The 21,782-nt window shown below is 53.3% G+C and carries 19 protein-coding genes; 10 read left to right on the plus strand and 9 right to left on the minus strand.

What is annotated here, in order from left to right; all coding sequences use genetic code 11:
* Positions 1-99: 99 nt before the first annotated feature.
* Entirely contained in the window at positions 100-1,272 is a 1,173-nt protein-coding gene (locus tag M0D42_RS02845) for a hypothetical protein (RefSeq protein WP_265020096.1), read from the minus strand.
* Positions 1,273-1,307: 35 nt separating this feature from the next.
* Here M0D42_RS02845 and lepA point away from each other — a divergent pair, with 35 nt between their 5' ends.
* A complete protein-coding gene (gene lepA, locus M0D42_RS02850) occupies positions 1,308-3,122 on the plus strand; it encodes a translation elongation factor 4 (RefSeq protein ID WP_265020097.1) in 1,815 nt (604 codons plus the stop codon).
* A gap of 140 nt (positions 3,123-3,262) precedes the next feature.
* Here lepA and M0D42_RS02855 read toward each other — a convergent pair whose 3' ends face one another.
* A complete protein-coding gene (locus tag M0D42_RS02855; RefSeq protein WP_265020098.1) occupies positions 3,263-4,201 on the minus strand; it encodes a hypothetical protein in 939 nt (312 codons plus the stop codon).
* 1,462 nt (positions 4,202-5,663) lie between these two features.
* Between M0D42_RS02855 and M0D42_RS02860 the strand changes: the two genes are divergently transcribed.
* Positions 5,664-5,849: a CTP synthetase gene (locus M0D42_RS02860; protein WP_265020099.1), complete on the plus strand. Its 186-nt coding sequence runs from the start codon at positions 5,664-5,666 to the stop codon at positions 5,847-5,849.
* Between the two features lie 21 nt (positions 5,850-5,870).
* On the opposite strand, the gene M0D42_RS02865 is transcribed toward M0D42_RS02860, so the two are convergent.
* Positions 5,871-6,632: an alpha/beta fold hydrolase gene (locus M0D42_RS02865; protein ID WP_265020100.1), complete on the minus strand. Its 762-nt coding sequence runs from the start codon at positions 6,630-6,632 to the stop codon at positions 5,871-5,873.
* Positions 6,633-6,704: 72 nt separating this feature from the next.
* Here M0D42_RS02865 and M0D42_RS02870 point away from each other — a divergent pair, with 72 nt between their 5' ends.
* On the plus strand, positions 6,705-7,079 hold the full coding sequence (locus M0D42_RS02870) for a hypothetical protein (RefSeq protein WP_265020101.1): 375 nt from the start codon (positions 6,705-6,707) through the stop codon (positions 7,077-7,079).
* On the opposite strand, the gene M0D42_RS02875 is transcribed toward M0D42_RS02870, so the two are convergent.
* Complete coding sequence (locus M0D42_RS02875; RefSeq protein ID WP_265020102.1) at positions 7,039-7,932, minus strand: DUF817 domain-containing protein; 894 nt, start codon at positions 7,930-7,932, stop codon at positions 7,039-7,041. The genes M0D42_RS02870 and M0D42_RS02875 overlap by 41 nt on opposite strands.
* A gap of 82 nt (positions 7,933-8,014) precedes the next feature.
* Entirely contained in the window at positions 8,015-9,310 is a 1,296-nt protein-coding gene (glyA, locus tag M0D42_RS02880; protein ID WP_265020103.1) for a serine hydroxymethyltransferase, read from the minus strand.
* 176 nt (positions 9,311-9,486) lie between these two features.
* Here glyA and M0D42_RS02885 point away from each other — a divergent pair, with 176 nt between their 5' ends.
* The gene (locus M0D42_RS02885; protein ID WP_265020104.1) at positions 9,487-10,248 is read left to right on the plus strand and encodes an NAD kinase; all 762 of its coding nucleotides are present in this window, start codon (positions 9,487-9,489) and stop codon (positions 10,246-10,248) included.
* Positions 10,249-10,295: 47 nt separating this feature from the next.
* Here M0D42_RS02885 and M0D42_RS02890 read toward each other — a convergent pair whose 3' ends face one another.
* The 3 genes from M0D42_RS02890 to M0D42_RS02900 form a co-directional block, all read right to left on the minus strand.
* Positions 10,296-10,502, minus strand: coding sequence for a cold-shock protein (locus M0D42_RS02890; RefSeq protein WP_265020105.1), 207 nt, complete (start codon positions 10,500-10,502; stop codon positions 10,296-10,298).
* 170 nt (positions 10,503-10,672) lie between these two features.
* On the minus strand, positions 10,673-12,565 hold the full coding sequence (locus tag M0D42_RS02895; protein ID WP_265020106.1) for a propionyl-CoA synthetase: 1,893 nt from the start codon (positions 12,563-12,565) through the stop codon (positions 10,673-10,675).
* Positions 12,566-12,792: 227 nt separating this feature from the next.
* Positions 12,793-15,072: an NADP-dependent malic enzyme gene (locus M0D42_RS02900; RefSeq protein WP_265020107.1), complete on the minus strand. Its 2,280-nt coding sequence runs from the start codon at positions 15,070-15,072 to the stop codon at positions 12,793-12,795.
* A gap of 223 nt (positions 15,073-15,295) precedes the next feature.
* Here M0D42_RS02900 and M0D42_RS02905 point away from each other — a divergent pair, with 223 nt between their 5' ends.
* From M0D42_RS02905 to M0D42_RS02930, 6 genes are all read left to right on the plus strand, one after another.
* Positions 15,296-15,709, plus strand: coding sequence for a cytidine deaminase (locus M0D42_RS02905; protein ID WP_265021085.1), 414 nt, complete (start codon positions 15,296-15,298; stop codon positions 15,707-15,709).
* On the plus strand, positions 15,710-17,017 hold the full coding sequence (locus M0D42_RS02910) for a thymidine phosphorylase (RefSeq protein ID WP_265020108.1): 1,308 nt from the start codon (positions 15,710-15,712) through the stop codon (positions 17,015-17,017).
* Complete coding sequence (locus tag M0D42_RS02915) at positions 17,014-18,225, plus strand: phosphopentomutase (RefSeq protein ID WP_265020109.1); 1,212 nt, start codon at positions 17,014-17,016, stop codon at positions 18,223-18,225. The genes M0D42_RS02910 and M0D42_RS02915 overlap by 4 nt, the downstream gene beginning before the upstream one ends.
* Positions 18,222-19,208: an adenosine deaminase gene (locus tag M0D42_RS02920; RefSeq protein WP_265020110.1), complete on the plus strand. Its 987-nt coding sequence runs from the start codon at positions 18,222-18,224 to the stop codon at positions 19,206-19,208. The genes M0D42_RS02915 and M0D42_RS02920 overlap by 4 nt, the downstream gene beginning before the upstream one ends.
* On the plus strand, positions 19,205-19,837 hold the full coding sequence (upp, locus tag M0D42_RS02925) for a uracil phosphoribosyltransferase (protein WP_265020111.1): 633 nt from the start codon (positions 19,205-19,207) through the stop codon (positions 19,835-19,837). The genes M0D42_RS02920 and upp overlap by 4 nt, the downstream gene beginning before the upstream one ends.
* 67 nt (positions 19,838-19,904) lie before the next feature.
* Positions 19,905-20,708 carry a hypothetical protein gene (locus M0D42_RS02930; protein ID WP_265020112.1) on the plus strand — a complete coding sequence of 268 codons (804 nt, stop codon included), beginning with the start codon at positions 19,905-19,907 and terminating at the stop codon, positions 20,706-20,708.
* Positions 20,709-20,725: 17 nt separating this feature from the next.
* On the opposite strand, the gene M0D42_RS02935 is transcribed toward M0D42_RS02930, so the two are convergent.
* Positions 20,726-21,736 (minus strand): hypothetical protein, encoded by a 1,011-nt coding sequence (locus tag M0D42_RS02935; protein WP_265020113.1) that lies wholly within the window; start codon positions 21,734-21,736, stop codon positions 20,726-20,728.
* Positions 21,737-21,782: the final 46 nt, after the last annotated feature.

The raw sequence follows: 21,782 nt of genomic DNA on the forward strand, positions 1-21,782 counted from the left end.
GGTTTGCGTCCGGCAAAGGGGAGGGCGCTTCGCACCCACCCAGGGTCAGGCGCCATCCTTTGTGTTTTGGGGATTTAGGGTGGGCTTTCAGCTCACCAATTAACCGGGCGGCAAGGTGCTGGCGTATTTTAGAATGGATTGAATCAATGCTGGAAGTCCTTCGGGCGAAGAGAGATGCGCCACCAAAGCTGTGCCGCCCATGGCACCAGCTTTCTTTGCGCCTTCCTTTAAGAATGTGCTGCTGATGTCCAACCCAAATTCGCAAAGACGTGTTAGTTGATCTGAAAACCAATTGGCAAGTTCAGTCAGCCTCGAACTCGACGGTTCCTCTTTGACTGTTTCTTGTTCAAGTTCATCTAAACGCGCTTTTAGGAGAATGATCTCTCTTTTGAATTCTACTGCATCTTCAACCGGCTCTGGGGGCTGGTTGTGAAGTCTGACAGATTGCGCTGCGCTGAGTGCGCTGTCCTCTATTTGCTCTTTTAGTTTTGTAACCTGCTGTTCCAACTCAAATCGAGCGCGAATTTCTTCAATTCGGCTTGCAATATGGTTAGGGCCTAGTTGCCAGTCAGCATCGCTGATTTTTGCAATGCGGAGCTGAAGTTCCAGTGAGAATGGATTGCCTTTTAGAATGTGCGAATACCAATCGAACCAAAATGCCCATTCGCTACCGTTCTTCAGAAAATCTAAAATTCCAAAACTGATACTGCTATTAAAACTGCTGGCGCTCCTAGTCGTGTCGGTTGATTCCTGAAGCCAAGATTTAAAGTCGCGTTGCTTGGGATGGCCAGCCAGCATCGACCGGCTCACTTTGTGTGCTGAAGATGCATAAATTTCGCTGGTTCCTTGATTGATGTGAAGCGGCGTTCTTGACGAGAGCAAATGGCTCAGGCCACCTTCAATACCGAAGAACATTTCGCTAGCAATTCGGCTCGACGTTTTGACGTTCAAACCGTCTATGTTCGTTTCGGTCGAAGGCAGTGTCCTCCATGCGCCTTTTACAGCTGGGTCATCACCAACAGTTGTTAATAGGTGATCTACGCAACTTTGATTGGTTCGAACCAAGATTTTTAGCGATCCGGGGTCTGCTGTTAGAACCCATGTGGTGAGCAATGAACGCAGTATGCTGAGTGTCGATTTTGCGTTTAATTGAGACGCCTCAGGTTTTGGCGCAGCGCCATAAGGTCCAGAAAGCGCAAATGCAAATGCAATGTGCTCCCAAGTCAGTCGATCACGTGCCAACTTAATGTGCGCGATGTCCTTATCTTCCATTGACCAAATTCCAAAATCTATACATATCCCCCTTCATGACAGAGCTTTCGAAAATCCGCAATTTCTCCATCGTCGCCCATATCGACCACGGGAAATCCACCCTCGCTGACCGCCTCATCCAAGAGACGGGCACGGTGGAAGATCGTGACATGAAGGAACAGCTGCTCGACAGCATGGATATCGAACGCGAGCGCGGGATTACGATCAAAGCCAACACCGTGCGGATCGAGTTCAAAGCCGATGATGGTGAGACCTATGTCTTGAACCTCATCGACACCCCGGGCCACGTGGACTTTGCCTATGAGGTCTCCCGCTCGATGAAAGCCGTCGAAGGCTCGCTGCTGGTTGTTGACAGCACCCAGGGTGTGGAAGCGCAGACCTTGGCGAACGTCTATCAGGCCATCGAAGCAGATCATGAGATCGTGCCGGTTCTCAATAAGATTGACCTGCCAGCGTCGGACTGTGACCGCGTTGCGGAACAGATCGAAGACGTCATTGGCATCGACGCGACCGGAGCGTTGCAGGTCTCTGCCAAAACAGGGCAGGGCATCCGCGAAACCCTGCAGGCCATCGTCGATGAACTCCCAGCCCCCGAAGGCACCCGCGATGCGCCGCTGAAGGCGATGCTGGTGGATTCTTGGTATGACGCCTATCTGGGCGTGATCGTTCTGGTCCGCATCATGGACGGCACCCTGAAAAAGGGTCAGCGCGTTAAGTTTATGTCCAACAACACGCTGCATTCTGTAGATCGCGTCGGCGTCTTCCGCCCGGAAATGCAGATGGTCGATGAACTCGGCCCGGGCGAGATTGGCTTCCTGACCGCCTCCATCAAACAGGTCCGCGACACGCGTGTGGGTGACACGATCACCAACGACCGCAATGGCACCGAAGTTGCTCTGCAGGGCTTTAAGCCCGCCCAGCCGGTGGTCTTCTGCGGCCTCTTCCCGGTGGATAGCGCGGAATTTGAAGACCTGCGCGATGCCATCGAAAAGCTCGCACTGAACGACGCGTCATTCTCTTTCGAAATGGAAACCTCAGCAGCACTTGGCTTCGGCTTCCGCTGCGGCTTCCTGGGCCTTCTGCACCTCGAAGTGATCCGCGACCGGATCGAACGCGAATATAACATCGAGCTGATCACCACCGCGCCGTCGGTGATCTACCACATCTATATGAAGGCCAAGCAGGACGAGGAAATGGAGATGATCGAGCTCCACAACCCGGCAGACATGCCTGACCCATCCAAAATCGACCACCTGGAAGAGCCGCGCATCAAGGCGACCATTCTGGTGCCGGATGAGTACCTCGGCGACGTGCTGAAACTCTGCCAAGACCGCCGCGGCATTCAGGAAGACCTGACCTACGCCGGCACCCGCGCGATGGTGGTCTATGACTTGCCACTGAACGAGGTGGTCTTTGACTTCTACGATCGCTTGAAATCCGTGACCAAGGGCTATGCGTCCTTTGACTATCAGATGACGGGCTATCGCGAGGATAACCTCGTGAAGATGGCGATCCTGGTGAATGACGAGCCGGTGGATGCGCTTTCCACCATGGTGCACCGTGACCGGGCAGAGATGCGCGGTCGCGCGATGTGTGAAAAGCTCAAGGATCTGATCCCGCGTCACATGTTCAAAATCCCGATCCAGGCGGCGATTGGCGGCAAGGTAATTGCCCGCGAGACGCTGTCAGCGCTGCGCAAAGACGTGACCGCGAAATGTTACGGCGGCGACGCGACTCGGAAGAAGAAACTGCTGGAGAAGCAGAAGGCGGGTAAAAAGAAGATGCGCCAGTTTGGTAAGGTGGATATCCCGCAGGAAGCGTTTATTAGCGCGCTAGAAATGGACGACTAGTCCATTTTTGCGCGGGTGGGCGAAAGCGAATGGCGCAGCCAATCGCGTGCCCAATCTGGTTTTGTTGGCCGTAGGTCTTGCGTTTAGATGGATGATTATAGATCGGATCATCCATTTAACATCCTAAGTAGGACAAGTTTTCAAAATTGATACACTCTATAGGCGATATCAAAAAGCGTATTGATCCAATTGTTTACCCGTTCTTGATCAGGCTTCTTCCCAAGGGCTTTAGCAAGACTCGTTTCTTTACCGTGGGCGACCAGTCCCCTAGCGATCCAGACGGTCTTTATTGTGTCTAGTTCTGCTTGACTGAATTCGATACTGTTTTCTGTCTCAGGTAAGTAGTCTGAAAAATACCGATGCGGCAATTGAGTATCATTTCTTGCTGCTTTTGCCTCGGAGTTCGTGACCAGATTTTTTCTGTTTAATTGTTCCCAAAGCGCGTATTTTGTTTTTTCAATTGCGAGTCCACAGTTCGAAATTGCGTCAAATATTGCACCGCTGGCTTGTTGGTGTTCGGCATACAGCAAATTATCGAATGCGTCGGTATCATATTCCTTTTTGGCTTGCATCCAAGCTGACAGCCAGTTTTCGTAGAGTAGTACCTGCATTCTAAGGTTTCCGGAGTGAATCGATGAGCAGGCGTGGATATTGGGGTTCAGCTTTTTGTTCAAAACCTCATAATGAGCACGTAAACTGCCTTCAAAGTAAATTGCAGGATGTCCAATCCAAAACTGTCCGGTAGTGCGGCGTAGATTGCGAATAGCAGTGGGTATCAACCAATCTCTGATGCGATCCGCTTTGTTTTCGCTGTTGGTCTCAATTTCAATTTGAAAAGAGTTTGTCTCGCTTTGATCTGGCTGCTTCGTCGCCGGGTTTTCAAAGCACAGTGGGAGTGTGCGAAAGCTCGGAACAGCAAGGTTTTCTTGTGGAATTTTGACGTTCCTGATTTTGAATGCGGGAGACGCGTTGATATCAAAATCAGCCGTAAGGCGCCCAGTCGTTCCGCTTAGGAATGGAGGAAATATACTCACTTTGATTCCGTTGATCTTGCGCGAAAATGGTTTCCAGTGGCCCATCGGCTGTTTGCAAATCAATGGAAAAGGAAAGGTATAACAATAACCGTGGCAGTTCATTTTTCTTAATCTCTTTAAAAATTGTGTTTAATCACATCTTTTTTCTAAGCTCAAATGTCGCTTGAGTTACCGATACTAGCTTATGCTTTGCATGGGCAGCGCCCGAGCCGCCCACGTCAAACCGAAGGTTTGCCTCCGGCAAAACGGCGGGCGCTTCTCGCCCACCCCGGGCTGGGCGCTGGGGTCAATTGAGAGAGTGGGATTGCGGCTAGGCGCGGGCGCGGTGCCGACTGTGAGGTCGTAGGGTGGGGTTTCACCCCACCGATTCCCTAACATTCGCGTTCAAAATGGTGGGGTGAAACCCCACTCGACACCCCGATTCTCAACTTCACCCCATACATTCGCAAACGCCGCAATGCAGCATCTGCCCTTTTCTCGAAATTTCTTTCCCAACCGTGCAAGCCTGCCGCAAAACTCCGAAATTTCGACTTATCCACAGGAAATCCACAAGCCTTTCCAATAACTTACCCTCAAGAAATTGACATAACATTCAATATTTTTCTTGTCAGGTCGCAGGATCAAATGCCAACGTTAATCCAACGCAAGAGAGCAAACGACGAGATCGCAAGATCAGATCAGACACTCTCAAGCGGGACGCAAAGGCCTCTTGGGGCTGGCGCGGGGAAGGGACGGCAACGACCCATCTTCGCACGGATTGCGGCGGTGCAAATCGCAGCAAACCAACCGAACCAAGACGCTGGCCGAAACAACGGGTTCTCTTTCAGAGATCACCTCGCGGGAAGGCAGCGCATAAACCTTTGTGTGGGTCGGTTCTGATGCCGGTCACATGGTTGACGTCTTCGGACTAAATGCCATGCGCTTGTATCAGACGGCTGTCGGCGGGTTCGCTCGGCGATGGTGTGAACACCGACTTGGGGGGAGCGTTCCCATGGTTTGCCCTTCGGGGTCTGCCCCATTGGATCGTATCCCGCGTGCGAAGGCTCGACAGAGCGTTTGCATTTTGAATGTAGAGGATATTGGTTTTCCCGTGTGGAGCTCCGCTATCTGATCATTCTAGGAAGGCGTCAGGGATTATGGCTTCGGCCATGCTGCGAGGACCGCGTCTGAGCACCTGACGTCTTCTTCTATTTTGGAATTTAGGTTTCCAGAAACGCATCGAGCATGGCTCGGTTTTTTTATGCTTTAGCAGCACCAGAAACTGAGACGTGGCTCGTTGATAAATCAACGAGCCCCGTGCGTCAGTTCTGCATACCGCGTCTTTATGCACCTGTAAGGCAGGGATATAGGCTGCGTGGATGAAAATCAACTACATATAGTATGTGAATTTACATTGCCCGCGAGGTTTTCTTTGCCTGTCTACAAAATGAAACGTCCTGACCCAGATCAAAGACGGATTTTCTGGGTGAACTAATGTGGCCGCAAAGATTTTAATGAGAGGTCAGATATGTTTCGACTCGCCTTCACTTTGCACTTTGTCATCGGTGCGACCCTCGCGGGGGTTGGCGTCATTGCCGCCTTGGTCAGTGGTCAGGATACGCTGCAACCAATCTTAATTACGGCCGCCTTGGGCTATTTGATTTCCTTTCCGATCGCTTGGGTGATCAGTAAGAAACTCTATGCCATGCGGTAAAGCTTTGGTGCCAGCGCTGGCTTAGCGATTGAGCCAAGCGCGTACCGTTGCGATGAATTCGTTGGGCTTTTCCGCATGCAGCCAATGGCCTGCGCCAGACATTTTCACGAATTTCGCCTTCGGGAAAAGCTGGCGGATCACGGGGCGGTGTTCTGGCAGGACATAGTCTGAATTCGCGCCTGACAGGAACAAAGTCGGGTTCTGGTATTCGCCAGAAATATCCTCTGGGAAACCCATGATCTTTGGCATCTCAACTTCGAGTACGTCGAGATTGAGCCGCCATTTGTTCTCCTTCAGATCCAGCGATTGCGTGAAGAAAGAGCGAAGGGTGGGGTCATCCACCCCTGCGGCTTCCAATTGCGCGAGGGCATCAGAGCGTTTTTCAACGAGGCTCAGGTCCACCTTCTTCATTGCGTGAATGAAGGGCAGCTGCGTGTGCCCATAGGCCACCGGCGCAATGTCGGCCACGATCAGACGCTTCACCAGCTCAGTGTGCTGAAGTGCGGTGACCATAGACGCCTTGCCGCCCATGGAGTGCCCCAGCACATCTGCTGGCCCGATCTCTTGCAGCACCTCAGCAAGATCACCTGCGAGATCCGGATAGTTATGGCTGTCCTGCCAGTCTGAGACACCGTGGTTGCGCATATCGACTGCAAAGACCTGCCGCTCCGCAGAGAGCTTCTTGGCCACGACACCCCAGTTGCGGGCAGAGCCGTAAAGCCCGTGCACGATCAGCAAAGGGTTTAGGTCGGTTGGTTCACCATGAGAGATCATATTCAGCATGCCCTTGCTTTATCACAGCACCTCTGTTGGGCAACCCATCAGCGTGATAGATTGATGGCGGAGGGATGCGACGTGATTGATGCCAAGACACTGGATGCGGATATTCAGCAACTGCTGAAGCTGATTGATCGCCAGTTTGGCATTCAAGCAGATGACTTGGCGAGTGCGATGAAGAAGATCGGCCGTCGTTTGCCAAAGTCTGCACATAAAAACGCAGCCATCCTGGTGGAAGCTCAGACGCAAGCTCGGAACCCAAAGATAGCCATTCAGATGGATGAGCGCCCTCTTAAAGCGCCCTACCGCGCTTTGCTAAGGGCGATTGAAGCCTATGACCGAAAGGACGCGCGGGTCGGGGCGATCTTAGGGACGTTGGGTGGACTGGCGTTTAATTTGATTGTTTTGCTGATCATTCTTGTAGCTGTGCTGAAGTGGCGTGGGTTTGTGTGATCTGCAGCGGTTCACTTTGCAACGCGTCACGAAACACCAGAGTGACCGTCACGAAACTCACATAGAGCAATAGATACCAAGACCCCATTTTTGCAAAGCTCACCATTTGATCGCTGGTCTGACCAGAATAGAGCCATGTCTTGGTCACGGTGCCGATGTTCTCTGCCACCCAAAGAAAGAAGCTTGAAAGGAACGCCGCAACGGGAAGCGGCATCCAGTAGTGTTGTGCTCCGATTGCAAACCAGATCCGCGTTCTGGCGAACAGCAACACCGTGGCGGCAAATAGGACCAAGCGTGAATCCCAGATGAAGTGATGTGCAAAGAAATTCACGTAGATCGCAGCGGCGAGCAGAAGTGTCACCCAAAACGGAGGGTAAGGTGCGAACTTCATATCAAAGAGGCGGATGACCCGTGCCATATAAGATCCGACGGCGGCATACATAAAGCCCGAAAAAAGCGGCACATCCCAGAGTTTGAAAATCGCCTCGCCGGGATAGGCCCAGCTACCGGCTGACACCTTGAAGATTTCCATTATGGTTCCGGTCAGGTGGAACAGCAAGATGACTCGCACCTCGCGCCAGCTTTCCATGCCGGTGAGTAGAAAAAGCACCTGCAAAAACAGAGCGTAAGCCAGCAGAGCATCATAGCGCGCAACGGGCCAGCTGTCTTGCCAGATGCGGCTGCTGATAAGAATGCCGATCAAGAGCGCCGCGCCGAAGATCGCGGCCCAGCCTTGTTTCAGAATGAACATCACCAATTCGGCTACGACAAACGGCAAGCGTGTGCGCATCCAGTCGCCGAGACGTCTTTCCAACTGTCGGGTTCGGTTCAGGTTTTCTGGCTGAGATGGCATCGTGAAATTTGTCATTCATGAATTGGGCACAAAAAAACCGTGCCCAATCTTTGGACACGGTCAACATTCTAAAGACGAGCTCTTACAGGTTGTCGTAAAGTGGGAAGCGCGCGCAAAGCTCTGCGACTTCGGCTTTCACTTTCGCTTCAACTTCGCCATTGCCCTCTTCGCCATTTGCCGCGAGCCCTTCGACAACTTCGACAATCCAATCCGCAATCTGACGGAATTCCGCTTCGCCGAAGCCGCGGGTCGTGCCCGCAGGGGTGCCTAGACGCAGACCAGAGGTCACCATTGGCTTTTCTGGATCAAACGGGATGCCGTTTTTGTTGGCTGTGATGTGCGCGCGGCCGAGAGCTTTCTCAGTTGCGTTGCCCTTCACGCCTTTAGGACGCAGGTCGACCAGCATGACGTGGGTGTCAGTGCCGCCAGTGACGATGTCCAGACCGCCTTTCATCAGCTGATCAGACAGCGCAACGGCGTTCTTGCGAACTTGCTGTTGGTACGTCTTGAACTCAGGACGCAGTGCTTCACCGAAGGCAACCGCTTTAGCCGCGATCACGTGCATCAGCGGGCCGCCCTGGATGCCTGGGAAGATCGCAGAGTTCACTTTCTTCGCGATGTCAGCATTGTTTGTGAGGATCATACCGCCACGAGGACCTCGCAGGGTCTTGTGTGTGGTTGTGGTCGCAACGTCTGCATATGGGAATGGGGAAGGGTGCTCGCCCGCGGCTACCAGACCTGCGAAGTGGGCCATGTCGACCATCAGGAAGGCGCCAACGGAATCAGCGATTTCGCGGAACTTCGCAAAGTCGATCTGGCGCGGGATCGCGGAACCACCGGCAATGATCAGCTTCGGCTGATGCTCAGTCGCGAGCGCCTGAACTTCGTCATAATCGATCATCTGGTCTTGCTTACGCACGCCGTACTGAACCGCGTTGAACCATTTGCCGGATTGGTTTGGCGCAGCACCGTGGGTCAGGTGACCGCCGGATGCCAGGTTCATACCGAGGATGGTGTCGCCTGGCTTGATCAGTGCATTGAAGGCACCTTGGTTTGCCTGAGAACCGGAATTTGGCTGAACGTTCACGAATTCACAGCCAAACAGCTGCTTGGCGCGGTCGATTGCCAGGTTTTCTGCGACGTCAACATACTGACAACCACCATAATAGCGGCGACCAGGGTAGCCTTCCGCGTATTTGTTGGTCATCACGGAGCCCTGCGCTTCCATCACAGCAGCAGAAACGATGTTTTCAGAAGCGATCAGCTCGATTTCGTCGCGCTGGCGGCCGAGTTCATCGGTGATGGAGCCAAAGAGCTCAGGATCACGAGAAGCAAGGGACTCGGTGAAAAAACCGGCGTCACGGGTTTGGGCGGTCATGTGCGGAACTCCGACTTGAGAAATTTGGAAGTTTCCTAAAGGAAACATTTTGAAATGAAAACCCGAGAAACGGCATAGATGCGTAAATCGGCGAAGGAACTCTGGTGTGTCGCGTAAACTTGTGTTTCTTTCGGAACCACATGTCGGCCTTTGGAAACAGGAAACGGTCTTAGATCATGGCAAAGAGAATCGCCTTTCTCGCTTCAGATGCGCCCATTGCGCAAACGGCTCGTGCGGCATTGATTGGCCGCTATGATTCCTGTGAACCGGAAGAGGCTGATGTGATTGTCGCCTTAGGGGGCGACGGTTTCATGCTGCAAACGCTTCATGCGACTCAGGACATTGATGCCCCTGTTTATGGGATGAACCGTGGCACGGTTGGTTTCTTGATGAATGAATATGCCGAAACCGATTTGCTGAACCGGTTGATGATCGCGGAGGAAGAGGTGATCAACCCGCTTTCAATGCGCGCCACCACAAGCGATGGCAAAGTGCACGAGGCACTGGCCATCAACGAGGTTTCAATGCTTCGGCAGGGGCCTCAGGCCGCGAAACTTCGGATTTGGATCGATGAGCGCCTGCGCATGGATGAGTTGGTTTGTGATGGGGCGCTGTTGGCGACGCCAGCGGGATCAACTGCCTATAACTACTCTGCCCATGGTCCGATCTTGCCGATCGGGTCTGATGTGCTGGCTTTGACGGCGATTGCGCCATTCAGACCGCGTCGCTGGCGCGGCGCCTTGGTGCGTAAAAGCTCTGTCGTGCGCTTAGAGGTCATGAATCCTCAGAAACGTCCTGTAATGGCAGATGCCGACAGCCGGTCCGTGCGGGATGTTGTGTCGGTAGAAATTCGATCTGAGCCTGCGATTGGGCATCGAATTTTGTTTGATCCGGGGCACGGACTTGAAGAGCGTCTGATCCGCGAACAATTCGTCTAAAAAAACGGGCGCTGGGCGCCCGTTTCGAAACTCAATAAAAGCTAAGCTTACAGCAGTTCGAGGCTGCCAGCGCTTTCGCGGCCGTCACGGCCGGATTGCAGCTCGTAAGACACTTTTTGGTTGTCTGCCAGACCTTGCAGGCCAGAATCTTGAACCGCGCGGATGTGAACAAACACGTCCTTGCCGCCTTCTTCTGGTGCGATGAAGCCGTAGCCTTTGTCGGTGTTAAACCATTTTACGGTACCTGTAGGCATTCCCGTATCTCCTTAAAAATCACCGCGCGCGACATGCGGCGGTTTGGTAGGCGTCTGTGCAGAAATCGAATGCATGGTCGCCAAGAGTGAAGTCGGGGCAGTATCAGGTAAACGAAGTAGGCACGTCGTGCCCGTGATTGATGACACGGGCACTGTGATAAGTCAAAGGGCTAAGTTGTTGCATAGCCGATGGTTTTAAGGGCATCTGTGATCTCGTCCAAAATGGCGGGATCATCAATGGTTGCTGGCATTTTCCATTCTTTGCCATCCGCGATAGAGACCATTGTACCGCGCAGGATTTTGCCGGACCGGGTTTTGGGAAGGCGATCGACAACAACAGCCTTCTTAAATGCAGCGACCGGGCCGATGGTGTTGCGGACATCTGCGACCACTTCTTTGATGACTTCCTCGCTGTTGCGTTCGCAGCCTGCGTTGAGGCAAAGGAAGCCAACCGGCATTTGCCCTTTCAGTGAATCTGACACGCCAATCACCGCGCATTCAGCGACATCGCTATGTGCAGCGAGCACTTCTTCCATCGCACCTGTGGAGAGGCGGTGCCCGGCGACGTTAATCACATCATCCGTGCGGGCCATGATATAGAGGTAGCCGTCTTCATCCTTCATTCCTGCGTCACCGGTTTCATAATAGCCGGGGAAAGCTTCCAAATATGACGACTTGTACCGCGCTTCGGCGTTCCAAAGTGTTGGCAGGGTGCCAGGAGGGAGCGGCAACCTAATTGCAATCGCGCCAAGTTCTCCATCGGCAACGGGGTGTCCGGCGTCGCCGAGGATCTCAACGTCGTAACCCGGCATTGGCTTCGCTGGGGAGCCCAGTTTAATAAGCAATTCTTCAATACCCAGCGGATTGGCCGCAATCGCCCAGCCGGTTTCCGTCTGCCACCAGTGGTCAATAACAGGTACTTTCAGATGGTCCTGCGCCCATTCAAGCGTGTCTGGATCAGCGCGTTCGCCCGCAAGATAGACCTGACCAAGACAGGAGAGATCGTAGTCTTGAACAAGTGCCCCATTGGGGTCTTCTCGTTTCACTGCACGCAGTGCAGTAGGAGCTGTGAAGAAGGACGTCACATTATGTTCGGAGATCACGCGCCAGAAGGTGCCGGCATCCGGCGTGCCGACAGGCTTTCCTTCAAAGACGATGGTGGTATTGCCATGGATCAGCGGAGCGTAACAGATGTAGGAGTGGCCAACGACCCAACCCACATCTGACGCTGCCCAGAACACATCACCAGGTTTGACATTGTAGATGGTCTGCATGGTCCAATTCAGCGCCACAAGCTGGCCAGCTGTGTGACGGATTACACCTTTAGGCTGCCCGGTCGTGCCCGAGGTATAAAGAATATAGGAGGGATGGTTGCCTTCCACAGGCAGGCAGTCTGCTGGTGCAATACCTTCTTGGAAGCCGTGATAGTCGAAATCCCGACCTTCGATCATGGACGCTTCATGCTGCTCACGCTGAAGGACAACGCAGAAATCAGGCTTGTGATTTGCGGCCTCTATGGCCGCATCCAAAAGCGGTTTGTATTCGACGATGCGCCCTGGTTCGATGCCGCAAGAGGCCGCAATCACCGCCTTGGGGGTAGCATCGTCAATCCGCACCGCGAGTTCATTGGCGGCAAAGCCCCCAAAGACAACAGAGTGGATCGCGCCAATGCGACCACAGGCCAGCATCGCTTCCAGTGCTTGTGGAACCATCGGCATATAGATGATGACACGATCGCCTTTCGTCACACCCTGTGCGCTTAGTGCGCCCGCAAGATTTGCGACACGTGTTTGAAGAGCAGAGTAAGAAATGTGCTCTTTCACACCGGTGACTGGGCTGTCATAGATGATCGCAGTCTGATCGCCTCGACCGGCTTCGACATGACGGTCCACCGCGTTCCAGCAGGTGTTGACCTTGGCATCGGCAAACCATTCAAACAACCCGTCGCCTTTATCACTCAGCGCCATTGAAGGGGCGTGATCCCAATCAATTGCAGCAGCGGCCTCCATCCAAAAGGCTTCTGGATTGGATTTCCAAGCGTCATAGGTGGCTGAATAAGTCATCGTAGTTCTCCCTTGCGGCAAGACTACTTATTCCCGTTCAAATCTGTAAAGATCGGCAGGTTTCACTAGGTGAAATTCTGTTGAATATTTTGCAAAATTGTAGTTTGTCGCGCTGCAAACTCTTGCAAAGTGCTATTAAATTTCAGGGAAATTTCAAGGTTTGCAAAGTTTTCTGGAGTTTTACAAGGCGCGATGTGCACCTTGTAAACTGAGTCAATTCTTCCGAATTAGCTGTAGTGCGTTACCGGTGTTCCAGCTATGGCAGCCATGTTCAAAAGTCCGCGCACTGTGATGGATGGGGTCACGATATGAGCGCGGTTACCCATGCCCATCAAAATCGGCCCCACCGCAATCGCTTCGGATTTCGCTTTCAGGATGTTGCGCACAGCAGAGGCCGCATCCGCATGCCCAAAGAGCAAAACATTGGCAGGGCCGTTCAGGCGGTTATCAGGTAGCAGCTTGAAACATAGATTTGGATCAAGCGCCGCGTCGATGTTCATCTCGCCTTCGTAAACAAAATCCGTGTCTTTGGCGTCGAGTAGTGCAATAGCATCCCGCAGTCGTTTGCCAGAGCCTTCCTTTTGATTGCCAAATTGAGATTGCGAGCAAAAGGCCACTTTCGGCTCGACACCAAAGCGACGCGCGTGGCGAGCGGCTCCCTCTGCAACCAATGCCAAGTTCTCAGGAGAGGGCAGGGACCAAACGTGGGTGTCGGCTACAAACAATGGCCCATCTTCCATGATCATGAGAGACAGTGCGCCGTGAGGTGAATGAGTTTCATCGCCCAGAACTTGGTTCACATAGTTCAAATGCCAGCGATATTCGCCGAAGGCCCCGCAGATCATACTGTCTGCTTCGCCACGATGCACCATCACAGCCGCGATCGCAGTAGTGTTGGTCCGCATCACAGCCCGCGCGATATCAGGTGTGACCCCGTCGCGCGCATTGATCCTGTGATAAGTCTGCCAGTAATCCCGATACCGGTGGTCGTTTTCTGGGTTCACGATCTCAAAGTCCTTTTCCGGACGGATCGTCAAACCAAGTCGTTGACAGCGCCTTTCAACAACCTCTGGACGGCCAATCAGGATTGGTTTCTCTGTGGTCTCTTCAAGGATCGCCTGTGCCGCACGTAGCACGCGCTCGTCTTCACCTTCAGAGAAGACAATTTTCCGGGACGCGGTTGCCGCTGCTTCGAAAACAGGGCGCATGAGGAGGGCGGATTTGAAAACCGATTGATTCAGTTCTTCAACATATTCCTCGATGTCATCGATGGGACGCGTCGCAACACCGCTCTCAATCGCTGCCTTCGCAACGGCGGCTGAGACAACACCAACCAAACGTGGGTCAAATGGTTTCGGGATCAGGTAGTCGGCACCGAAGGTCAGTTGCTCACCTTGGTAGGCGGCAGCCGCTTCAGCCGAGGTTGTTGTACGTGCCAGTTCCGCAATGCCTTCAACGCAAGCGATCTTCATCTCATCGTTGATTTCAGTCGCGCCCACATCCAATGCACCGCGGAAGATGAATGGGAAACACAGGACGTTGTTCACCTGGTTCGGGAAGTCGCTGCGGCCTGTTGCGATGATCGCATTCGGAGCTATTTCGCGTGCGAGGTCCGGCATGATCTCTGGCGTTGGGTTCGCCAGGGCAAAGATAATCGGTTGTTCCGTCATCTTCGCGACCATTTCTGGCTTCAAAACATTAGGGCCGGAGAGCCCAAGAAAGAGGTCTGCCCCATCGATGACATCATCCAGAGTCCGCAGATCGGATTTCTGAGCAAAGGCAGCCTTCTGCGGATTCATATCCTCTTTGCGTCCCTCATAAACGAGGCCATGAATATCGCAGAGCCAAACGTTTTCGCGTTTCACTCCGAGTTTCAGCAGCATGTTCAGGCAGGCAATCCCAGCCGCACCACCGCCTGTCGACACAATCTTAATGTCTTCAAAGTTCTTTCCAGCAACGCGTAGGGCATTGGTTGCGGCCGCGCCCACAACGATCGCAGTGCCGTGTTGGTCATCATGAAATACCGGGATATTCATGCGCTCGCGGCACCGTTCTTCAACAATGAAGCAATCAGGCGCTTTGATGTCTTCCAGGTTGATCGCACCAAATGTCGGGCCCAAGGCGCAGACGATATCAGCCAACTTTTCAGGGTCTTTTTCATCCAATTCAATGTCAAAGCAATCGATGTTGGCGAACTTCTTAAATAGAACTGCCTTGCCTTCCATCACGGGCTTAGAGGCCAACGCGCCAATGTTTCCAAGCCCCAGCACCGCAGTGCCATTGGACACAACAGCGACCAAGTTACCACGCGATGTGTATTTGCTAGCATTGGCAGCATCGCTTTTGATTTCCAGGCAGGCCTCTGCAACCCCCGGAGAATAGGCAAGCGAAAGATCACGGCCATTGGCCAATGGCTTTGTCGCGCGAACTTCCAATTTCCCTGGTTTTGGATTCTCGTGATAATACAACGCGTCCTTACGGAGCGTGTCCTTGTTATTGTCGCTCATTTATGTGTCCACCCATTTTGTTTAGCCTTAAACTAATTATTCGTACTCGGGTAAAGAGACGACTTGTCTCAGGCATTGCTTGCATATTCACCAGATCAACCGCAAAGTTTTTGAAACCAAAATCATTGATCAAGACAGCATTGTGAAATTTTGACTGACCAGTTAAAAATCATGGTTCCGGACCTAGTTTCAGCTCGGTATTTCGGCCCATTCTAAGGAAGCGATTGAAAGAAGGAAGACGCATATGAGTTTAAGAGACAAAGCCCTCGCTGTTCGTGAGAATGCCTATGCGCCTTATAGCAACTTCAAAGTGGGTGCAGCTCTGACCACTGAAGCCGGTGAAACCTATGTAGGCTGCAACGTGGAAAACGTAGCTTATCCTGAAGGTACATGTGCAGAGGCCGGGGCGATCGCGGCGATGATTGCGAGTGGAGAGTCGCGTCTGACTGAAGTCTACGTTGTTGCGGACGCGCCTTTACCAGTGTCTCCTTGTGGAGGATGTCGTCAAAAACTCATCGAGTTCGGGGCAGGAGATGTGGTTGTGACCATGGCGACTGTAGATGGCGTCGAACAAAAGATGACGCTGTCTGAGCTGATGCCGGGTGCCTTTACTGAAGAGCACCTGGAGAACACCTGAATGGATGCCCGCGCGATTATTGCCGGGGTCAGATACGGTCAGACACCTAGCCTAGAAGAGTTGCGGTGGTTTGCCAGAGGACTGGCGGACCAGTCGGTCAGCGATGCGCAAGCTGGGGCCTTTGCGATGGCTGTCTGTCTGAATGGCCTTAGCGAAGGGACGCGCGCAGATCTGACATTGGCCATGAGAGATAGCGGTGACTGTCTTTCATGGGAATTCGATGGGCCAGTGGTTGACAAGCACTCCACAGGCGGTGTTGGAGATTGTGTTTCCTTAGTCCTGGCCCCGGCTTTGGCTGCTTGCGGCGGCTTTGTTCCCATGATTTCAGGACGCGGGCTTGGGCACACGGGTGGCACACTCGATAAAATGGAAAGTATTCCGGGGTTAAGAGTTGATCTGGACGAAGATCGGTTTCGCAGTGTTGTTGCTGAAACTGGAGCAGCCATAGTCAGCGCGAGTGCAAATATCGCTCCTGCAGATAAGCGTCTTTACGCAGTGCGCGATGTGACAGCGACTGTCGAAAGCCTCGATCTGATCACGGCCTCTATCCTGTCCAAGAAGCTCGCGGCCGGATTGGAGCATCTTGTTCTGGACGTCAAAACCGGATCAGGCGCGTTTATGAAAACGCCAGAAGATGCGCGCGCTTTGGCGCAATCGCTTGTTCGCACCGCAAATCTTGCAGGTTGCCCAACCTCTGCTGTGATCTCGGATATGAACGAACCTCTGGCATCTTCATTGGGTAACGCCTTAGAGATCGCTGAAGTGATGTCGGTGCTGTGTGACGGCAAAGATGGAGCATTGCTTGAGCTGAGCTGTGCGCTTGGTGGTGTGCTGTTGAACAATGCTGGTCTTGCGAAAGATGTCGAAGAAGGTACTCAAATGATCGCGGCGTCGGTACAGGATGGGCGCGCAGCAGAGGCATTTGGAAAGATGGTTTTTGCCCAGGGGGGACCGGTGGCATTTTCCGAAAACTGGCGACGTTTCTTACCTGAAGCGCCGGTTATTCGTGAAGTCACTGCACCCAAAAGCGGTTACGTGTCTCACATAGATGGACAGGCACTGGGATTGACTGTCGTGGGGCTAGGAGGCGGTCGACAGGTGGAAACTGATGTGGTCGATCCAGCCGTTGGCCTGTCTGATGTCCTCCGACTGGGCACCAAAGTAAAGAAGGGCCAACCCTTGCTTCAGATACACGCCTCTCGCGAGGACAAAGCTGAACAAGCAGCAGCTGAGGTTCGTGCAGCGATCACGCTATCAGAGCAAAAACCAGAGACATCTCCACTCATTCATGAACGGATCGACGCATGAGCCGCGCATTTCTTGTCATAATAGATTCCGTGGGCATTGGTGGTGCCACCGATGCTGATCAATTCTTCAATGGAGATATCCCCGATACTGGGGCGAACACAGTTGCACATATTGCGCAAGCCTGTGCCGAAGGGCGAGCTGAAGACGGGCGTTCAGGTCCATTAAAACTACCAACATTGGATGCGCTTGGTCTGGGTGCTGCAACGCGTCTGGCGTCAGGCGAAGCTACACCGGGTTTGCATGCAGAGCCGACAGGGTTTTGGGCCGCGGCACAGGAGCATTCCAAAGGCAAAGATACGCCATCTGGTCATTGGGAACTCGCTGGACTGCCAGTTCCTTGGGACTGGAGCTTTTTTCCGGATACACGTCCATCCTTTCCAGAAGATCTGGTGAAAGACATCACAACGGCAGGGAACGTGCAGGGTATTCTGGGCAATTGTCACGCATCGGGTACCGATATCATTGACGAGCTTGGAGCGCTGCACGTCCAGACCGGATTTCCAATATGCTACACCTCAGCAGACAGTGTTTTTCAGGTGGCGGCTCATGAGCACAGCTTTGGCCTGGCTCGACTGCTGGAGTTTTGTGAAGCCATAGCGCCAATCCTGCACGCTCGAAAAGTTGGCCGTGTGATCGCACGCCCTTTTGTCGGGGATGAGGTTGCCGGGTTCTCACGGACCACCAATCGCAAAGACTTTGCCATCACGCCGCCAGAACCCATTTTGACCAATTGGGTCCAAGATGCGGGTCAGAAGGTCTATGGGCTTGGAAAGATTGGGGATATTTTCTCTATGCAAGGCATAGATGAGCTGCGCAAAGGAACTGATGCAGAGCTGATGAACCAACTGCACAATTTGGTTGAAACTGCCGAGAACGGCAGCCTGACATTCGCCAATTTTGTGGAATTTGACAGCGAATACGGCCACCGCCGCGATATCAGTGGGTATGCGCGTGCCCTTGAATGGTTTGATCGTGAAATCGGGCAGCTCATTGGCAAACTCAAGCCGGATGATCTCTTGTTGATCACTGCTGACCATGGCAATGACCCAAGCTGGATTGGAACTGATCACACACGCGAACGTGTGCCAGTCCTGTGCCACGGCCTGGGCGCCGGCCAAGCAGGAATTGTGAATTTTTCAGATGTTGCAGCTAGTGTTGCACAACATCTTGGTGTGACCGGGCTGGGTCCCGGAAGGAGTTTTCTATGAACGTCGCTGACCTTCCAAAGGTGGAGCTGCATCTGCATCACGAGGGGGCTGCGCCTCCTGATTTTGTGCGCCAACTGGCGGCAGAAAAAAAGGTCGATATTTCCAAGGTCTTCAACAGTGAAGGTGGTTATGCATTCAAGGACTTTGTGCATTTCTTATCGGTCTATGAGGCGGCAACATCAGTTTTGAAAACGCCTGAAGACTATGCGCGGCTTACACGCGCCGTACTTGAAGAAAGTGCCGCAAACGGAGTGGTTTATACGGAGAGCTTTATCTCTCCGGATTTCTGCGGGGGCGGTGACGTTGCAGCATGGAAAGAGTATCTTTCCGCGATGCAGGAGGCCGCTCATGAGGCTGAGCGTGATCTTGGGATTATCCTGCGTGGTGTCGTGACCTGCGTGCGCCACTTTGGGCCTGAAAAAGCCAAAGCATCTGCCCGATGCGCCGCTGAGACCGCTGGCGATTGGATCGTCGGCTTTGGCATGGGGGGTGATGAGGGGCAGGGCCATCAGGGGGATTTCTCCTACGCTTTCGATATGGCGCGAGAAGCCAGGCTGCGTCTCACAACACATGCCGGAGAGTTCGGCGGACCTGAAAGCGTCCGCGAAGCCATTCGTGATCTGAATGTGGAACGGGTGGGTCATGGTGTGCGTTCGATCGAAGACGCGGCGCTGATCGAAGAACTGGTTGCACGCCAGATCACGCTCGAAGTTTGCCCAGGATCCAATGTTGTTTTGGGGGTATACCCATCCTTTGAGGCGCATCCGATCAAGCGTTTGCGCGATGCCGGTGTGAATGTGACTATCTCAACTGATGATCCCCCGTTCTTTGCGACAACCATGAGACGTGAATATGAGATGTTGCAGCAGGCTTTCGGCTGGGATGTCGAAGACTTTACGGATTTGAATATCACTGCGGCCAAAGCCGCCTTTTGTGATGATGCCACGCGGGATCGCGTGATGAAAAAACTGGAGCTCACATGACCAATCATCTGACCGTCGTGAACCACCCGCTGGTGCAGCACAAACTGACCCTTATGCGGAAGAAAGAGACATCAACCGCGGAATTCCGCCAGCTTCTTCGTGAGATCAGTCAGCTTTTGGCCTATGAGGTCACCCGCGATCTGCCGATGACCACACGGACGATTCAGACACCAATGCAAGAGATGGAAGCGCCAGCCTTGGCTGGCTCCAAATTGGCGCTGGTCTCGATCCTTCGGGCGGGTAACGGGTTATTGGATGGTATGCTCGAATTGATCCCATCTGCGCGTGTTGGATTTGTGGGGCTTTATCGTGATGAAGAGACGCTAGAGCCCGTTCAGTACTATTTTAAAGTGCCTACGCAGCTCGATAAGCGTTTGGTGATTGCAGTTGATCCAATGCTGGCAACCGGGAATTCCTCGGCTGCGGCGATCGATTTGCTTAAAGAAGCGGGTGCAACCAATATTCATTTCCTCTGCCTTCTGGCAGCCCCAGAAGGGGTGGCGCGCATGAAAGAAGCGCACCCGGATGTTCCGATTGTGACGGCTGCATTGGACGAAAAGCTTAATGAAAAGGGCTATATCGTTCCGGGTCTCGGCGATGCAGGTGACCGTATGTTCGGTACAAAATAAACTATATGCACGCTTTACTCATATAGCGTAATGCGGCTAGACTGCCCCCATATCTTGTGGGGGCATGATGCAGTTTACTAGGGCTATTGCGATCGCGTTGATCGCTTCAATTGTCGGCATTCAGGCAGTCGACGCGAAGTCTTTGCGCAAGGATGGTGATCCTGCCGAGCTTCCACCTGCGAGCTTTCAGGGCAATCAATATGTGGATAGCCGTGGTTGCGTCTTTGTGCGCGCCGGTGTGAATGGCGGCACCAATTGGGTGCCGCGCGTCACGCGGGACCGGAAGTTGGTCTGCGGTTTTCAACCCACATTGAATGCAGAGCAGCGTAAATCAGCCTCTCAGCCTGAGCGTGTGGTGAAAATCACCCCAGAAGCAGCGCCCGTCGCAGAACCGACGCCAATGGCAAAACCGGTGATTGTGGCTGCGCAACCTGCGCCGAAGCGCGCTGTGCAGGTGCGCCAGACTGCGGCACCAAAACGCTACGCGACGCCTGTGGTTGCTCAACCCCGTACAATTGCTGTGAAGCCGTACCAGCCTAAGGCGGATGTTGCGCCAAAGGTTGTGACATCGACGCGGACCAAGCCTTTGCCGCAGCGTGTGGTGAACCGCAAGCCGCGTCGCGGTGACGTGGTGGTAGAGGGGCAGGTTGCCGATAACGTGCGTGTCATCCCGCGCCACGTCTATGAAAACCGAGGCAATACGATTGTGAAACCGCCAAAGGGTTACAAAACCGTTTGGAAAGATGATCGTCTGAACCCGTTGCGTGCGGATCAAACCTTCGCGGGTAAAGCAAAAATGGATGCGATCTGGACGCAGACTGTACCTCGCCGGTTGATCAAAGTGCCTGCACGCGAAACTGTCACCAAATAGGCTGGAAGCCTTCGGATTTAACTATTGCAGATTTCTTGCAGCGCGACCCATTCTCCATCACTCATGATGGATTGTGGATCGGACAAAAGCGCATCTGCTTCGATCAGATCGATTGTTGTTTCACCTGAGATATCAACGGCGTAAGCGTATGGGCTGGCTGGGATTTTCAGGGATGCAAAACTGTCCGAGAGCAGACCGGGATCGATTTCATTCGGCTTTGCACTGACCAACCATTCGGCGTGATCCTTTAGCGTCTCAGCGGTCAGCTGACCGGTTGTCAGCAACCTGAAGCTCGCCCAAAGCCCACCATTTTCCAAGAGTTGCGCAAGCGGATCGACAAGTTTTGTCCGTTGCATCTCTGCAATCACATAACCGGCAGCCACGGCTGGGTCTTCGTGATCTTCCAATATCGCGCGAGAAAGCAGAACGACACCACCCGGCAGGCTCGCTGTTGTTCGAATGCCGCCAGGCACCACGACGATTTCGCTGATATCCAAGCGCAGCGCGAGTTTCCCAAGCGCTCCGTTCGCGATCTCTTCATGGCAGGCCTGCCCAGTGACAGGTGCCATCTGAGCCAGAATATCTTGGCCGATCACGACGCGATTGATTTGCGGCACAACCGAGGTCACATGATTGCGCAGCGCATTTGGGAACCAGAAGATCGCGCCTGCCACAACGGCAGCCAAGGATGCAGCAAAGGCAAACCCTCGCAGTCTACCGGGGTGGGCTTCTTTGCGATCAATGGCCTTCTGGATCTTCTCAATCGCAGCGACCATTTCGGTTTCGTTTTCCGCGAGTTCAAGGGTTTCCGTTGAATCCCCAGCAGGATGGTAAACCGCAGGCAACTTACCCGGATTGGCGCGTTTGATCGCAGGAATGGACCAATGCGTTAGCGGGCGGTCCTGCATATCCGAGATGACCAAAGTCGCATCACCAATAGACGCAATCACCTCTCGGCGTTGATCTTCCGGTGCAGCGCGCCAAAGGCCAGAGGCCTCTAGGCGCTGATATTTGTTCAGCGCGGTCATTTTCGGAAACTGCTCTTCCTGCTTTTGCCGGGCAGTTTACGCGCAA

This window comes from Cognatishimia activa (assembly GCF_026016445.1).
Lineage (GTDB): Bacteria > Pseudomonadota > Alphaproteobacteria > Rhodobacterales > Rhodobacteraceae > Cognatishimia > Cognatishimia activa_B.

Bases quoted from the DNA above. Each gene is read 5' to 3' on its own strand.
- M0D42_RS02845 (WP_265020096.1), bottom strand. From the start codon at position 1,272: ATGGAAGATAAGGACATCGCGCACATTAAGTTGGCACGTGATCGACTG.
- lepA (WP_265020097.1), top strand. From the start codon at position 1,308: ATGACAGAGCTTTCGAAAATCCGCAATTTCTCCATCGTCGCCCATATC.
- M0D42_RS02855 (WP_265020098.1), bottom strand. From the start codon at position 4,201: ATGGGCCACTGGAAACCATTTTCGCGCAAGATCAACGGAATCAAAGTG.
- M0D42_RS02860 (WP_265020099.1), top strand. From the start codon at position 5,664: ATGTTTCGACTCGCCTTCACTTTGCACTTTGTCATCGGTGCGACCCTC.
- M0D42_RS02865 (WP_265020100.1), bottom strand. From the start codon at position 6,632: ATGCTGAATATGATCTCTCATGGTGAACCAACCGACCTAAACCCTTTG.
- M0D42_RS02875 (WP_265020102.1), bottom strand. From the start codon at position 7,932: ATGCCATCTCAGCCAGAAAACCTGAACCGAACCCGACAGTTGGAAAGA.
- glyA (WP_265020103.1), bottom strand. From the start codon at position 9,310: ATGACCGCCCAAACCCGTGACGCCGGTTTTTTCACCGAGTCCCTTGCT.
- M0D42_RS02885 (WP_265020104.1), top strand. From the start codon at position 9,487: ATGGCAAAGAGAATCGCCTTTCTCGCTTCAGATGCGCCCATTGCGCAA.
- M0D42_RS02890 (WP_265020105.1), bottom strand. From the start codon at position 10,502: ATGCCTACAGGTACCGTAAAATGGTTTAACACCGACAAAGGCTACGGC.
- M0D42_RS02895 (WP_265020106.1), bottom strand. From the start codon at position 12,565: ATGACTTATTCAGCCACCTATGACGCTTGGAAATCCAATCCAGAAGCC.
- M0D42_RS02900 (WP_265020107.1), bottom strand. From the start codon at position 15,072: ATGAGCGACAATAACAAGGACACGCTCCGTAAGGACGCGTTGTATTAT.
- M0D42_RS02910 (WP_265020108.1), top strand. From the start codon at position 15,710: ATGGATGCCCGCGCGATTATTGCCGGGGTCAGATACGGTCAGACACCT.
- M0D42_RS02915 (WP_265020109.1), top strand. From the start codon at position 17,014: ATGAGCCGCGCATTTCTTGTCATAATAGATTCCGTGGGCATTGGTGGT.
- M0D42_RS02920 (WP_265020110.1), top strand. From the start codon at position 18,222: ATGAACGTCGCTGACCTTCCAAAGGTGGAGCTGCATCTGCATCACGAG.
- upp (WP_265020111.1), top strand. From the start codon at position 19,205: ATGACCAATCATCTGACCGTCGTGAACCACCCGCTGGTGCAGCACAAA.
- M0D42_RS02930 (WP_265020112.1), top strand. From the start codon at position 19,905: ATGCAGTTTACTAGGGCTATTGCGATCGCGTTGATCGCTTCAATTGTC.
- M0D42_RS02935 (WP_265020113.1), bottom strand. From the start codon at position 21,736: ATGACCGCGCTGAACAAATATCAGCGCCTAGAGGCCTCTGGCCTTTGG.